We start from the raw sequence: 15,050 nt of genomic DNA on the forward strand, positions 1-15,050 counted from the left end.
TCCTTCTTCTTCACATTACATCTTTTTTATTCCTCAAAACAAACTTGATAACCTACTAGTCGCTATGTAAAGCTCTACCGCAGCAAAGCAGTACACCAGTTAGTGCAATTCAAAGAAAACAGGCAAAAACTTAGCAACTGGTTGAGTGGTTCCAACCATACAAGGAGTTACCCTCTATCAAGTTCAGAATCTCGCTGCAAGTTTCTTCTGGTGTCTTGCCTTTGGTGTATACTGTGAACTTCGCAAGCTCATAGTTTGAGGTGTGTCTGACGAAGTGTTCGTTGATGTTTGGTTTATCATCTGGCACATACTTATTGCGCTGATTGAGGATCTGCACTGACTCATATTCGTTGGGTGATGGAAGTAAAAGAACAACATTAGGATACGGTGCTAGAGCTTGCTGAACTCGTTGGAATAGACCAGCGTCCTCATACACGGAATGACCACCCCCAAAATCAATGACGCATTGGTTGTGTTCCGATAGCAGCCTTTCAACAGCATAGGCTTCAAATGGCTTCCAATACTGATAGACTCCCCAGAACCCCTCAGTTTCTCGCTTATGCTTTGCTAATTCCTCGTCATAGCCGATCGCTTTGTAGTAGTCCCACCGTCGCTCATCCATCGAGTATTGTGGAAGACCGAGCCTGTGAGCTAGAAGCGCCCCAATCGTAGTTTTGCCAGTACCAATCGGACCAATGAGAATGATGTCTGATTTCATGTTCTTCTATTGTCAGCCCTAGCACTGCTCCCAGCATCACCGCTTTAATATGCGCGAATCGCAGTGCCGTCACGGTAACTCTAGAGTATGCCACAATAGCGAAACAGAAGCGACTATTAAATTCAGTTAGGAGTTCTCGTTGTGGAGTCCCGATATAACCCAGCAGCAATTGAGGAAAAATGGCAAAAAACATGGACTGAACAAGGCTTAGATAAAACTGTTACAGATAGCAGTAAACCAAAATACTATGCCTTGTCCATGTTCCCTTATCCTTCGGGCAGCCTGCACATGGGTCACGTCCGTAATTATACGATTACTGATGTGATTGCCCGCCTCAAACGGATGCAAGGTTATCGGGTACTACATCCTATGGGTTGGGACGCTTTTGGCTTACCAGCAGAAAACGCCGCGATTGACAGAGGAATACCGCCGGCGAAGTGGACGTATGAAAATATGGCTCAGATGCAGCAACAATTAAAGCGTCTTGGCTTGTCCATTGATTGGGATTGCGAACTTGCTACTTGTTCGCCAGACTATTACAAGTGGACGCAATGGATTTTCTTGCAATTTTTAACAGCGGGGTTGGCTTACCAAAAAGAAGCTGCTGTAAACTGGGATCCAATTGACCAAACTGTCGTGGCAAATGAGCAAGTTGATAGCGAAGGACGTTCCTGGCGCAGTGGTGCTAAAGTTGAACGTAAACTCTTGCGGCAGTGGTTTTTGAAGATTACTGACTACGCTGAAGAATTGTTGAATGATCTCAACAAATTACCAGGTTGGCCTGAACGCGTCAAGTTGATGCAGGCAAACTGGATTGGTAAGTCAACAGGGGCGTACTTGGAATTCCCCATTGTCGGGATGGAAGAGAAAATTGGTGTGTACACCACTCGCCCTGATACAGTTTTTGGCGTTAGCTACGTTGTGTTAGCGCCAGAACATCCTTTGACAAAGCGTGTGACGACACAAGAACGGGAAGCAGAAGTAGCAGCTTTTATTCAAGAGGTTTCCAATCAAAGCGAGTTGGAACGCACCGCTGAAGATAAACCAAAGCGTGGAATTCCGACTGGGGGTAAAGCAATTAACCCGTTTACTGGGGAAGAAATTCCTATCTGGATTGCTGATTACGTGTTGTACGAGTACGGTACGGGCGCAGTGATGGGCGTTCCCGCACACGACGCACGGGATTTTAAGTTTGCCAAGGAACAGAATCTACCCATCAAAGTGGTGATTGTGCCACCCGATAATGTAGAGACTTTGGATGCCGGTAATGTAGAGACTTTGGATGCAACCTCTCTACATCAGGCATATACAGAACCAGGAATTGTGATTAATTCCAGTCAATTTGATGGAATGGCTTCTGTTGATGCCAAGCAAGCGATCGTCGCATACGCTGAACAACAAGGTTTTGGTAAAGCGCGGGTACAGTATCGCTTACGCGATTGGTTGATTTCGCGGCAGAGGTACTGGGGCGCACCCATTCCAGTGATTCACTGCCCTAACTGTGGTATAGTACCAGTCCCTGAAGAAGATTTGCCGGTGCAGTTGCCAGAAAATGTTGAATTCTCTGGACGCGGACCCTCACCTTTGGCTAAAATAGAAGATTGGGTGAATGTTCCTTGCCCAACTTGCGGCACTCCGGCAAAGCGGGAAACCGACACGATGGACACCTTTATTGATTCCTCGTGGTATTTCTTGCGCTTTACCGATGCTAAGAATGATCAACAGGTTTTTGATTCCGCGAAGACAAATGACTGGATGCCAGTCGATCAATATGTAGGTGGTATTGAACACGCGATTTTGCATTTGTTGTATTCGCGGTTCTTTACTAAAGTCTTGCGAGACAGAGGGTTGTTGAATTTTGATGAACCTTTCCAACGCCTGTTGACTCAAGGCATGGTGCAGGGTTTAACTTATTTGAATCCTAACAAGTCTGGAAAAGATAAATGGATTCCTTCCTATCTTGTCAGCAATCCAGATGATCCTCGCGATCCGCAAACAGGTGAACCATTGCAGCGCCTTTACGCTACCATGTCTAAGTCTAAGGGCAACGGTGTCGCACCAGAAGAGGTCATCAGCAAATATGGTGTAGATACTGCCCGGATGTTCATTTTGTTCAAAGCGCCCCCAGAAAAAGACTTGGAATGGGATGAAGCTGATGTGGAAGGACAATTCCGCTTCTTGAACAGGGTTTGGCGATTGGTAACTGATTTTACCGCCCAGCCAAGAGAGGTTCACAATCAGCAAACTCAATTGAGTAAAGCAGAAAAAGACTTACGGCGGGCAATTCACATTGCTATCAAAGAAGCTACGGAAGATGTAGAAGGTGAATATCAATTCAACACGGCTGTCTCAGAATTGATGAAGTTGAGTAACGCTTTGGCTGACGCTAGCTGCAAAGATTCACCAGTTTATGCAGAAGGTATTGAGACATTGATAGTGTTGCTGGCACCTTTTGCACCTCACATTGCTGAAGAATTATGGCAGCAATTGGGTAATACTGAATCTGTCCATAAACAAGCTTGGTTGAAGTATGATGAATCTGCTTTGGTTGCTGATGAAATCACTTTGGTGATTCAAGTCAACGGCAAAAAGCGTGCGGATCTTCAAGTTCCGGCTCAAGCAAATAAAGCAGAGTTGGAAAAGTATGCTCGTGAGTCAGAAATTGTTCAACGTTTTATTGAGGGTAAGGAAATTAGAAAGGTGATTGTGGTGCCAGGAAAGTTAGTAAATTTTGTCGTTGGTTAATTTTCTCAACGACGACATGAACAAAAGGAAGAAGGTAATATCTTGCCTTCTTCTTTTTCATAGACCTCTGAAGAAACACTCTTGAGGGAGGGAGTGAGGGAAGGAGGGAGTGAGGGAAGTGTTTCTTCCAAAATCTCTACTCAATGACAATACCCATAGTCCGAAACCCTCATTCTGCGGACATTCTAAAAAATTGGCGAAGGTATTGCAATGAGAGTCGGTTTTTTACATTTCTTTACAGAATGATACAGATAATCCGACGGCGAGTATCATCGATAGTCAATCGGTGAAAACGCTGAAAAAAGGGGGAAGTATACGGTTACGATCGTGGAAAAAGGGTTAAAAGATGCAGTCGCCCCATCAGGTGAACTAGAGTGATGAAAAAATTTAGTGTGTTTACTGCTATTCGTCATCGCCGATGGCTAATTTTACTAGCTTTAGTAACAGCGTTTGCACTAATTACATTTAGCTCAGTTAATATAAAAACCAAAACAGTACCAGTCTCTGGGATAGTTACCAGCTTTTCTACAGATCCTAAGACCTTTAATCCCGCTCTGATCCAGGAACCTCCCTATACTTCAGACTACACTCACGAGGGGCTAGTTAGCGAAAATGGTCGAGGAGAAATTGAACCTGCCCTTGCCGAATCTTGGAAAATGTCTGAAGATAAAAAACGGATTATTTTTACTCTTAGAAAAGGGCTGAAATGGTCAGATGGCAAGCCTTTAACTGCAGATGATGTGGTTTTTACTTATAACGACATTTTCTTGAATCCAGCCATTTCTAATGATGCCAAGGATCTATGGAAAATTGGTAAAAATCGCGTTTTCCCCACTGTGCAAAAAATCGATAATCTGCAAATTGAATTTATTATACCTGAACCATTTGTCCCATTCCTTCGGATAGCAAAACTAGCAATATTACCAGCCCATGTATTGCGAGAAGCAGTCAACATAAAAGATAAACAAGGTCAGTCTAAATTTATATCAACCTGGGGTACTAATACTCCACCCAAAGAAATTATTGCCAATGGTCCCTATACGATAGAAGCTTATACTCCAGGTCAGCGGGTCATTTTCCGAAAGAATCCTTATTACTGGCGAAAAGATGCTCAAGGCAATGTGCAGCCTTATATCGAGCGTGTGATGTGGCAATTTGTTGACAATACTGATACCTCTTTAATACAGTTTCGCTCTAGAGGATTGGATTACATCAAAGTCTTTCCTCAATATTTTTCCTTGTTGAAGCGCGAAGAAAAGCGAGGGCAATTCACCATCTACAACGGTGGTTCTTCTACGGAAGTCACGTATATTAGTTTTAATCTAAACAAAGGAAGCAGAAATGGCAAACCTTTGGTCAATCCAATCAAATCTCGCTGGTTTAATACAGTGGAATTTAGACAAGCTGTTGCCTATGGAGTTGACCGCCAAAGATTGCTCAATAACATATATAGAGGATTGGGTGAATTGGCAAATTCATATATTCCTAAACAAAGCCCTTATTATCTTTCTCCTAAAGAAGGTTTAAAAGATTATGAATATAATCCTATAAAAGCGAAAGAATTACTTGTAAAAGCGGGCTTTCAATACAATAGTCAAGGACAGTTATTAGATTCTCAGGGAAATTTGGTGCAGTTTACCCTAATGATGAGTTCTAGTAATAAAATCATAGAGACAATCGCAGTGCAGATTAAACAAGATTTAAGTAAAATTGGCATATCTGTGGATTTGAATACCGTAAGTTATAGCCTTTTTATAGACAAAATTCTTAACTCTTTTGATTGGGAATGCCGTTTGGGGACTATGAATTTTAGTATGGAACCAAATGACGTTGCTAGTTTATTCTTGCCTGAAGGTAGTTTCCATGTATATAATCAGGAACCTCAGAAAGGTCAAACTCCGATAACAGGACGAGAGGTGGCAGACTGGGAACGGAAAATTGGCGACCTTTATCTTCAGGCAGTAAAAGAATTTGATGAAGCAAAGCGCAAAGCTATCTATGCAGAAGTTCAACGCATTAGTCAGGAGTATCTGCCACAGATTTATTTAACTCAGCCCTTGACAATGGGAGCAGTGCGAAATCATATCCAAGGTATTAAGTACTCCGCCTTAACAACAGTATTTTGGAACATTTACGAACTGAAACTGAGTAAGCAGAAATAAAGTTGTGTTGCAAAAACGAAAGTGAGGCAATTTTGTTGAGGTGCTTGGGGTTCATGGAGGGGTTACTCTGGCGATCGCAAGTCCTGAATAAAAGCTTCCGAAAGATGGATAGAGACAAATACGAGCGCAAGATGGGAACACAACTCTCCAAATCAGGCGATTGCACAGATTAGGAGGGTCAAAACCATGAAAAATCATGGTTTTGAGTCTTCATTGGCATAGTTTGACGATAGAGCCACAGTGTTTTACTAACACCATTGAAAAGATTATGAGATCATATCAGAGCGACTCGATATGCAATCAGCTTCGTTCACTCTGCTCCTGCTTTTGCTCGTCAGATGGAGTTGATTCTGTCTTTTCTGGTTGCTTCTCAGTTGTTTGTTGTTCTTGTAGTTGGTTGAGATGAATGTTATTCACTTGAATAATAAAGTATTCTAATGCCTGGCTTGCCTTTTGTTGCTGTTGGGTTTCGTCAGACACATCGTAGCAACGATAAGGCGGCGTTACTCCCAATATAAATTTCTCTTAACGCCTTGTTAATAAAATCGAGTGGCGGAAGCGATGCTGCAAACCGCGACGCACGCGAACGCCCAACGTGACGTAGACGAAAAATTCCACAGCGTTTTCATTGCCAACAAAAACATTAGTGATGAAATGTTTGTTAGGCAGGCTATACGCCTGCCAATCAAAACCTACAACGCTACCTAGCAGTTAGGTAAGCTTCTAATGCTTCGGAACCACCAATGAGTTTGCCATTAACAAACACTTGGGGAACAGTTGATGCACCTGTGACAGCTTGTAATGTGCGAGGTGTTACATCTTTACCCAAAACAATTTCTTCGTAATCAATTCCACGTTCTAATAGCATAGATTTGGCACGAGCGCAATAGGGACAACCAACTCTTGTAAACAGAGAAACCAGTTCAGGTTTCGCGGCTTGAGGGTTGATATATCGGAGCATTGTCTCTGCATCAGACACCTTAAAGGGGTCGCCTGGTTCTTCAGGCTCAACAAACATCTTTTCAACCACGCCGTCTTTCACCAACATGGAATAGCGCCAAGACCGTTTGCCAAACCCTAGGTCTGATTTATCCACAAGCATTCCCATGCCTTCTGTGAATTCACCATTGCCATCAGGTATAAAAGTGATATTTTCTGCTTGTTGGTCTTTCGCCCATTCATTCATCACAAAAGTATCATTGACAGAGATACAGACAATATCATTTACGCCATTTTCTTTGAAAACTTTTGCTAAATGGTTGTACCCAGGAACATGGGTTGATGAGCAAGTGGGAGTAAATGCTCCTGGTAGGGAAAAGACTACCACAGTTTTACCTGCAAATAGGTCAACCGTGGTCATACTTACCCAATTATTGTCCTTGCGGGCGCGAAAGGTAACATTGGGAACTTTTTGCCCTTCTCGATTAGACAGCATGAGTTTGCCTCCTTAGTGAATCTACTCATAAATCATATTCATAATGAATACGACTTACAAGTAGAAAAGTATAAATAGAATATGAAATTCCCTAAATTAATGATCTGATGTAGGTTGGTAATCAGGTACTGTGGCTGCTTTTTTCTTCCAGTTGATAATGATACACCAAAGCCGCAACTGCGCCACCAGCCAAAGGACCAACCCAATACAGCCAAAAATCCTGGAGTCTACCTGCTATTAAAGCAGGACCAAGATACCGCGCTGGATTCATTGCCGCACCAGTAATTGCACCACCAGCCAGGATATCTAAAGCCACTGTTAAACCAATAAACAAGCCTCCCATTTTGGGTGCGCGTTTATCAATGGCTGTACCAAAGATCACGAATACGAGAAAGAAAGTCATGATAAATTCCATGACTAAACCCATGAAAGGAGTAATATTTTTACCGAGAGATGGCGTACCCATTCCCACAGCTTGGAGTGCTTGCAGGGGAATAGCGAGCTTGACCATACTTGCGGCGAAGATTCCGCCCAAACATTGGGATATAATGTATCCTACAGCATTTTTGGCATCAATCTTGCGAGTTAGTAAAGCTGCAAAAGTCACGGCTGGGTTAAGGTGACCACCACTGATAGCAGCTGTTGCACTGACCATCACAGCAATTGTAAAACCGTGGGCAAGGGCAATTGCTACTAAATCGACTGGTGAGAGAGTTCCAATTTTTGTAATGTGATTTGTAGCGAGAGAACTAATGCCAATGAAAATTAAGGCGAAAGTCCCTATAAATTCTGCAATTAAAGCCTTTGGATTCATAGCCCTTGGTTATCTCCACAATTTCCAAATCAACTAGACTTTAAACTAAAAACCGATAAGCCGGAGGCTTGACGCTACGCGTATCGCAAAAAGTTAAGCAGGCTATGAGTTAGTTGTATCAAAATAAAAATAAAGGTATCTATGTGTGACACAGATACCTCGTAACAGGAACTTTAGTTTTTCTAAAAGTAGTTTTTGTGAGCTATTTTAATTAGCCTAGCTAACTGCTAAGAGCGCTTCACCTCGTCGATAAAGTTCGCGAGCATAGTCAGTCCAAGTTCCTTGTCCCCAGTATCGGAAACAACTTGTTTGTAATAATAAGTTATACAGTAACGCTTTTTGATAGTCAGAACTCTGTGTCACTGAAGGGTCTTGCTCAACTAATGAATCATATTTTTCATGAAATAAAGCACTGAGTTTCTTCATTGGGTCTAAGACATTTTCATAGCCTTTAACCCAACTTAAAGAATTTGTCCAAGAAGCACCATCCATGTGAAATTGATGGTCTGTTTCTTTTAATTCTGCTATTGCTTTTTCTACTGCTTCTGGTGTGGAATGTTCTGGATATACTCGCTGCCAAATTTTGTGTTGCTGTACGGCTTGACAGGTTGGATATTCATCTGGATTCACACCAGCAGCTTCAATTAATTCCAAATATTCAGTACCGTTGAGTGCAACAATCCCTGAATGATTGTTTCCTGAATCGCGAATTTCATGATATACTCTTAACAAATCGCGGGGATATTCGTTCATCATGACGCCGCCATTTTCCCCATCAGCAATTTGAGTGACTAAAGAAGGAATCGTAACATGACCAATTTGCTGCCGAGTTCTTCCTTTTGCCTCAAAATAAGGCTGCATCTGAGCCACTAATTTTGTATCGGAACCTTGAGTTTTGATTAATGCCGTGATGCTAATGGTTTCACCCTTAGAATTGCGGGCAATCAATCGGTTTGGAATGTATTTCTCATCATGACTTAAGCCCGAACCATCCAGACGTTCTACCGAATGTTCTTGCACCATCAGCCAACGATATCCACATTCTTTAAGAGCTTTGATATATTCAAACAAAGTATCTGGATGGTTTGGTAAGTGCATTTCTGGGGGAGAAAAGCCCTTGACGCGTTGTAGAGCATCATACCCAAAAACGGCTGCAAAGTAATGTTGCCAAGCTTGAATATGGAGTTTAATATCAGGAATTGGTGTGGAAGGAATAACCGCGTGACTCCACATTGTTCCCAACCATTCGACGTAAGGCTGATATTGGGAGTCGCAAGTCAAACGCTTGAGGTTATTGATAATATCCTCTCGTCCCATTTGTTGTAACCCCCACAACAAATTACCCGAATAATCGAGCATAATTCGAGGATTGCAACCTTCGGATATGAGTTGAGGAATAAAATCGCCCATGCGGCTATAGCACCAAGCAAAAGGTTCTGCGTTGTGGTTATCTCCTTGATGGGGATGTTCAAACATATACTGGAGATTGCTGATTATTTCCCCGTGATCACCCGCAGGGATGCTGGGTTGATGCATATGAAGAGCACAAGCAAACCCAGCCGTGATATTTTCTAAGCGGAGATTGGTGGTGTTGAGAAATACAGGGTGATTTTGTTGAACCACAGAATGAATTTCTGCCTCCCAGCCGCAAATATTGGGTAATCCTGTCCGGAATTGTTCCAAAATCGGTAGGTTCGCAGATGATTTTGTTGTAGTCATAGTCATCCCAAATAGCTCATTGAAAAACGAAACCAGCCAGCAAAAGAGGTAAGAGTAGAAGGACAGAGACAATTAAGACGAGAGTTCCCGGATCAATCTTAATCTGTGGTTCGCGCATTTTACACCCTTTTGGAAAACAGGTATTGCAAACGATTACTCCCGCCAGAAGAATACCTAATTTAACGAACCGCCAAGACGAGCCAGTGCGTTGGGCGGCTCCGCCGACTTGAAGCACCTGGCGTGCCAAGGACGCCAAGAAAATCAAAAAGAAGATAGGTAATCTTGCACGCAGTCAGGGGAGTAGTTACTCAAGAACACCATACCTCAATATGCCTCTTGAGAGAAACAACCCAAATCCTCATCCATAAATTTAAAATCAGGCAGAGGGAGTATGGATTCAACAACTAGGGCTTGTGGGCGTAATTCCCATTGTTTCGTTGAGACTTGCAAATCTTTGATTAATCCTGTTCGGATATTCAGTACCCAACCATGAACTACTGGTGCTTTTTCCTCATGAAGTGCTTTACGCATAATAGAAGTTTGGTACAGATTTTTCACCTGTACCAGAACATTGATTTCTGCAAGACGATTTAGACGTTCTTCTTTTGTGAGCAAAGCATCAATTTCCTCTATAGGATCATAAAAACTGTTTATATTGAACAATTACAAGATACCAAAAATACAGAATTCAAAATTTATACAACAAGGCACTTTTTTATTTTTTTGTCATCTAGCGCTCACATTTTAGCAGAGAAACAAAATATTATATGAAATGAGCAAGCAAATTCAGATCTCATGTGAATAGGAGAGAAACATTTCAGAAAGAACAATGAAAATTAAAAAAATTAAATAAACTCATCTAAATTGAGAGATTTCAGGAGACCAATTGTGACTCAAGATTATTCAGCAAAATGGTGGGTGGCGTTCATCTGTATTATATTTATCGAAGCAGTTTTGCTGATTTTGTTAATTTCTAGACAAGCAACTCCACTTCTTTATGTAGCAATCATTGCTATTGCTTTTCTACTGTTTCTTATTCCTCAGCTTGATGAGGTTATTGCATTGACTTTTGATAGAGGAAAGCTAGATAGTAAAATCAATTCAATTGGGAAAAAAATCTCTACGACTAAGGCAAGAACTGACAAGCTAGTTTTGTTATCTATGTCCAAATCTATGTTTGAAACTCTCAAGAAACTAGCTGCGGGTAGCTTTGGTGTTTATGAAATGAGTGATGCTCTAGAAAGAGAACTTTATCACCTGAAAGATATAGGATATGTAGAAGTTGGTAGAATTCGTGACATTCCTTATAAAGATAATAATCTTTGCGATTACGTGAAACTCACTGATTTTGGTAAGCAGTATATCGAGCTTCGTAGAAGTATAGAAGAGGATAACAAAGGTTAGTTTTAACTTGATTTCATTTAGCCAGGGAACTCTACACTTTCATGCTAGAATCACCTCTCTTGAATGAAGTTCAGGAAGTTAATTTCCCATGCTAGCGATCGCATACGAATAATCGCATGCAAGGTAAAGCGTCTCGGTTTATCCTGGATATCCGTCAATTGCAATGAATTATATATCAAGCACAGGTGCCATCGCCACACAATACAGAATCTGTTACCTTATAACACGTAGTTCTAAAAGTACGAATGTTCAAAAGTAAAATTACTTACGTTTTATTTACCCTGACTTTAATCATTGTCCTTAGCTGGACTACTATTTCAAGGCTACCAAACGTTCTCACTTGCCAGGAATCAAATGTTATTCGAGGAACAGGTGAAAGATTCTACACACATCCCCACAAAATCATAGTTGAGCCTTGGCGGGGTGAACATCACGTTTACGCAATTTTCATGATTCCTGGTGGACATCTCAATGATAAGCTGTTCACAGTCACTATAAAAGATACTGGCACTTTCTGCGGATCACTTGCTTTTGCTGGCACCACTGTTGCTGATGGCGTTTATGCTAAGCCAGGATATTACCTAATGAAGGCATTATTCCATACTCGGGCTGCTGTATGGTTGATTTCCCAAGGTAAGAAAGATGAGTTAAAGCAGCCTCTTAATTGGAAAGTGGGTTACGCAAAGGTACAAGAACCCGGATGAAGGCTAAAAAAATAACTGTACTTAATTCTTTCAGTCTTCTTAATTTTTGTAAAATATATTCAGTCTTTTCAAGTTTAGCTCTAAGTTACAGTTATTAAGCTAAGTACACATCATCATAAAAGGGGTTCAAAATTGGCTTGAGGGAGAATGTCAATTCTCCGTTTTGGCATAATTTTGATTTCTTACCCCTATTAATGATGAGTTGTATTCAGGATTATTTCAGTAAGTGTTATGCTACGTAGTTTCCGAAAATACCATCGCCAGATTGCCATTATTTTGTGCCTACCATTATTTCTGACTGTGCTCACTGGTATGGCGTACACTATTCTCAATGAATGGTTCCATCAGCCTGAGTTAGCTGTATTTCTCATCAAAATTCATAGCCTAGAAGTCTTGAATCTACAGGGAATTTATCCTCTTTTAAATGGTTTAGGATTAATTGGTTTATTGATTACTGGTTTAAGTATGACAGGTTTGTTTGGTCAACGCACTAATAGAAACACGCTGGGATAATTTCACATTAAGAGGGAACAGAGAATAGGGAACTCTTAACAGGAATTCAAATTTCCCTATTTCCTCCAAGGAGCGAAAACCAGTAGAGCGAAACGCCGCACCGATCACTACAATAAATCCATGACTGTACGATAATGAGCTTCAAGTTGAGCAACAGTCTCAGACTTGCGCTTTGTATCCCACTGACTGTGATCAAATAATTGTTGACGCAATTCATCCACGTTAATAGTAGTCACTTTACCATCAGCGACTACCTGCTTACCATTTACCCAGACACTTTCTACAGCATTGGTGGGACGACCAAGAATTAATAAGCCAATCGGGTCTGTACGCGGTAGTAGTGATAAACTGGTGAGGTCATACATCACCAAATCGGCTTTTTTGCCGACGGTTAGGGAACCGAGTTGATCAGCCATGTTCAGTCCTTTTGCACCACCCAAAGATGCCATCTCCACTGATTGACGAGGTGTAATCCAGTGTTGGTAATCGAAATCTGTGATATTGTGCAATATTGAACCTATCTTGATGGCTTCTAGTAAGTCTTGGGAATCGTTGCTAGATGCACCATCACAACCAAAAGTGACGTTGACTCCAGCTTGACGATATTTCAGAATGGGGGCGATACCGCTACCTAGACGCAAGTTACTTAAGGGATTGTGGACAACTGTGGATTTGGTTTCGGCGAGTATTGCAATATCGGTGTCACTCAAGTGAATGCAATGGGCAAGGGATGTGCGATCGCCTAAATACCCAATCCGCCCCAGATGTTCAACCGCACTACAGCCGTATTTTTCTTGTGCGAGTTTCTCTTGCGCTTTGGTTTCCAGTAGATGCGAGTGACGGCAAAGATTGTACTTATCGCTTAACTCAATACATCCTTGGAACAAAGCATCAGAACATAATTGTATTCCTGTGGGCGCAACTAAAATACTCATACCCTCATCTGGGCGATGAAACTGCCTGACAGCTTCTTCTATAAGTTCCAGTGTTGCCTGAGTTGAGCGAAAATAAGGCTTGTGAGTTAGTGCGGTGGTTACTCCAGATGGTATCCCAGCACTCAGGGATTCATCTTGAATCAGAGGAGAGACAAAAGCACGAATGCCAACTTCCTTGTAAGCGCGAACGGCGGTTGCAATTGTTTCCAACTCTTTGCCTGGAATGAGGATGAGATGATCCACCACACTCGTTCCACCGGAAAGTAAAGTTTCCACTGCGGTTCCCAAAGCACTGAGGTAAACTTTTTCTATATCAAGAGGCGCAAAGTCGTAGAGTTGTGCTAACCATAATTCTAGAGGAAACGGTGGAATGATACCTCGTTGCCACATTTCTGAGGAGTGGCTGTGGGCGTTGAAAAATCCGGGCAACAGGAGTTTGTTTTTACCGTTAATTGCCGTACCGATAACCTCTAGAGTGGGTGCAATAGCGGCGATGGCTTCGCCTGCCCTATGCCCCAAGATGCCTTCAGCATCTTGCCCTGAGCGAAGCTCAGGGAGAGGGTTTTCCTCCAGAAAACCCTCTGGGCATATACGGGCGATCGCCCCATCTACAACTTGCACATCCACAGTTGCATAATCATCAACAGTGGCAATTAAAACATTTTGGATTGTAAAGTTCACGGGTTAAACCTTAATTAAGTAATAGAACGTTTAGGAGATTTTCAAGTTACAAAATAAAGGATGGTGTTGGGTGTAGCAATGTATGAATATACCTGTTCGGAATTTAGGAATTGCACCAAACGCATGGGCTGTCAACCATACGTTCGCAGATATCACTCGTCCTCCCCAGATCCCACAACCCGTTATTTTATCAACAGAAACCAAAACCCTGCGCCTGGACTTGGCAAAAACTGCTATCCTCGTCATTGATATGCAAAACGACTTCTGTCACCCTGATGGCTGGTTGGCGCATATTGGTGTAGATGTCACCCCAGCACAGAAACCTGTTCAACCTTTACAAATCTTATTACCTGAACTCCGAAACAAGAATGTCCCCGTGATCTGGGTGAATTGGGGAAATCGTCCCGACTTACTCAATATTAGTGCCAATGTTCTTCACGTCTACAACCCCACAGGTGAAGGCGTGGGATTAGGTCATCCGTTACCTACTAACGGTGCTAAGGTACTCATGGCAGGTAGTTGGGCTGCGGCGGTGGTAGATGAACTCCAACAATTACCCCAGGATATTCGTGTGGACAAATACCGTATGAGTGGTTTTTGGGATACCCCTTTAGATAGTATCCTGCGGAACTTGGGCAGAACAACACTACTTTTTGCAGGAGTGAATGCTGATCAATGTGTGATGGCTACCTTACAAGATGCCAACTTCTTAGGATACGACTGCCTATTAGTTAAAGATTGTACTGCGACAACTTCTCCTGAGTATTGTTGGCTAGCGACAATATACAACGTCAACCAGTGCTTTGGCTTTGTGAGTGATTCGCAAGCAATCTTAAGCGCACTTCAAAGTGCTGAGTGTTGAATAGTAATTGGGCTGTTATGCTCTATGGTTATATAACCATAGAGATATGGCTAGAATCTACTTCCAAGCTTGAAACTTCTTACACCAATAACTATAGAGGAAACAAATTATGTACGCGACTCGTTGTGTCATTCCCGTTGTCAAATCTCCCAAAGATTACCAAGCATGTCTCAACTTCAACAAAGCCATGAGTGTTGAATAGTCATTGGGCTGTTCTGCTCTATGGTTATATAACCATAGAGATATGGTCGGCACTTCCAAACTCACGACTCTTTACACCAATAACTATAAGAGGAAACAAATTATGTACGCGACTCGTTGTGTCATTCCCGTTGTCAAATCTCCCAAAGATTACCAA

Annotated in this window: 13 protein-coding genes; 6 read left to right on the forward strand and 7 right to left on the reverse strand. The window is 42.0% G+C overall.

Going from position 1 to position 15,050, the window contains the following annotated elements; genetic code table 11:
* Positions 1–130: 130 nt before the first annotated feature.
* Complete coding sequence (locus DP116_RS17295) at positions 131–718, reverse strand: shikimate kinase (protein WP_169156354.1); 588 nt, start codon at positions 716–718, stop codon at positions 131–133.
* 141 nt (positions 719–859) lie between these two features.
* On the opposite strand from DP116_RS17295, the gene leuS reads away from it, so the two are divergent.
* Both leuS and DP116_RS17305 read left to right on the forward strand, forming a co-directional pair.
* Positions 860–3,463, forward strand: coding sequence for a leucine--tRNA ligase (leuS, locus tag DP116_RS17300; protein ID WP_169156355.1), 2,604 nt, complete (start codon positions 860–862; stop codon positions 3,461–3,463).
* A 377-nt stretch (positions 3,464–3,840) separates the two neighbouring features.
* Entirely contained in the window at positions 3,841–5,625 is a 1,785-nt protein-coding gene (locus DP116_RS17305) for an ABC transporter substrate-binding protein (RefSeq protein ID WP_169156356.1), read from the forward strand.
* A 300-nt stretch (positions 5,626–5,925) separates the two neighbouring features.
* On the opposite strand, the gene DP116_RS17310 is transcribed toward DP116_RS17305, so the two are convergent.
* The 5 genes from DP116_RS17310 to DP116_RS17330 all read right to left on the reverse strand — a co-directional run bounded on the left by DP116_RS17310 (position 5,926) and on the right by DP116_RS17330 (position 10,256).
* A complete protein-coding gene (locus DP116_RS17310) occupies positions 5,926–6,138 on the reverse strand; it encodes a hypothetical protein (RefSeq protein ID WP_439330037.1) in 213 nt (70 codons plus the stop codon).
* A 187-nt stretch (positions 6,139–6,325) separates the two neighbouring features.
* On the reverse strand, positions 6,326–7,060 hold the full coding sequence (locus DP116_RS17315) for a glutathione peroxidase (protein WP_169156357.1): 735 nt from the start codon (positions 7,058–7,060) through the stop codon (positions 6,326–6,328).
* A 121-nt stretch (positions 7,061–7,181) separates the two neighbouring features.
* Positions 7,182–7,874, reverse strand: coding sequence for an MIP family channel protein (locus tag DP116_RS17320; protein WP_169156358.1), 693 nt, complete (start codon positions 7,872–7,874; stop codon positions 7,182–7,184).
* Between the two features lie 216 nt (positions 7,875–8,090).
* A complete protein-coding gene (locus DP116_RS17325) occupies positions 8,091–9,593 on the reverse strand; it encodes a polysaccharide deacetylase family protein (RefSeq protein WP_169156359.1) in 1,503 nt (500 codons plus the stop codon).
* Between the two features lie 324 nt (positions 9,594–9,917).
* Positions 9,918–10,256: a carbonic anhydrase gene (locus tag DP116_RS17330; protein ID WP_211173337.1), complete on the reverse strand. Its 339-nt coding sequence runs from the start codon at positions 10,254–10,256 to the stop codon at positions 9,918–9,920.
* A gap of 225 nt (positions 10,257–10,481) precedes the next feature.
* Between DP116_RS17330 and DP116_RS17335 the strand changes: the two genes are divergently transcribed.
* The 3 genes from DP116_RS17335 to DP116_RS17345 all read left to right on the forward strand — a co-directional run bounded on the left by DP116_RS17335 (position 10,482) and on the right by DP116_RS17345 (position 12,214).
* On the forward strand, positions 10,482–10,997 hold the full coding sequence (locus tag DP116_RS17335) for a hypothetical protein (RefSeq protein WP_169156360.1): 516 nt from the start codon (positions 10,482–10,484) through the stop codon (positions 10,995–10,997).
* Positions 10,998–11,242: 245 nt separating this feature from the next.
* Positions 11,243–11,701: a hypothetical protein gene (locus tag DP116_RS17340; protein WP_169156361.1), complete on the forward strand. Its 459-nt coding sequence runs from the start codon at positions 11,243–11,245 to the stop codon at positions 11,699–11,701.
* Positions 11,702–11,932: 231 nt separating this feature from the next.
* On the forward strand, positions 11,933–12,214 hold the full coding sequence (locus tag DP116_RS17345; RefSeq protein WP_169156362.1) for a peptidase: 282 nt from the start codon (positions 11,933–11,935) through the stop codon (positions 12,212–12,214).
* Positions 12,215–12,321: 107 nt separating this feature from the next.
* Here DP116_RS17345 and DP116_RS17350 read toward each other — a convergent pair whose 3' ends face one another.
* Positions 12,322–13,830 carry an amidohydrolase gene (locus DP116_RS17350; protein ID WP_422614233.1) on the reverse strand — a complete coding sequence of 503 codons (1,509 nt, stop codon included), beginning with the start codon at positions 13,828–13,830 and terminating at the stop codon, positions 12,322–12,324.
* Positions 13,831–13,912: 82 nt separating this feature from the next.
* On the opposite strand from DP116_RS17350, the gene DP116_RS17355 reads away from it, so the two are divergent.
* Positions 13,913–14,692 carry a cysteine hydrolase family protein gene (locus tag DP116_RS17355; RefSeq protein ID WP_169156363.1) on the forward strand — a complete coding sequence of 260 codons (780 nt, stop codon included), beginning with the start codon at positions 13,913–13,915 and terminating at the stop codon, positions 14,690–14,692.
* Positions 14,693–15,050 lie beyond the last annotated feature (358 nt).

The organism is Brasilonema bromeliae SPC951, from assembly GCF_012912135.1.
Lineage (GTDB): Bacteria > Cyanobacteriota > Cyanobacteriia > Cyanobacteriales > Nostocaceae > Brasilonema > Brasilonema bromeliae.

Excerpts from the sequence above, each read along its gene's own strand:
- DP116_RS17340 (WP_169156361.1), top strand. The coding sequence starts at position 11,243 with ATGTTCAAAAGTAAAATTACTTACGTTTTATTTACCCTGACTTTAATC.
- DP116_RS17325 (WP_169156359.1), bottom strand. The coding sequence starts at position 9,593 with ATGACTACAACAAAATCATCTGCGAACCTACCGATTTTGGAACAATTC.
- DP116_RS17305 (WP_169156356.1), top strand. The coding sequence starts at position 3,841 with ATGAAAAAATTTAGTGTGTTTACTGCTATTCGTCATCGCCGATGGCTA.
- DP116_RS17295 (WP_169156354.1), bottom strand. The coding sequence starts at position 718 with ATGAAATCAGACATCATTCTCATTGGTCCGATTGGTACTGGCAAAACT.
- DP116_RS17345 (WP_169156362.1), top strand. The coding sequence starts at position 11,933 with ATGCTACGTAGTTTCCGAAAATACCATCGCCAGATTGCCATTATTTTG.
- DP116_RS17355 (WP_169156363.1), top strand. The coding sequence starts at position 13,913 with ATGAATATACCTGTTCGGAATTTAGGAATTGCACCAAACGCATGGGCT.
- DP116_RS17320 (WP_169156358.1), bottom strand. The coding sequence starts at position 7,874 with ATGAATCCAAAGGCTTTAATTGCAGAATTTATAGGGACTTTCGCCTTA.
- DP116_RS17315 (WP_169156357.1), bottom strand. The coding sequence starts at position 7,060 with ATGCTGTCTAATCGAGAAGGGCAAAAAGTTCCCAATGTTACCTTTCGC.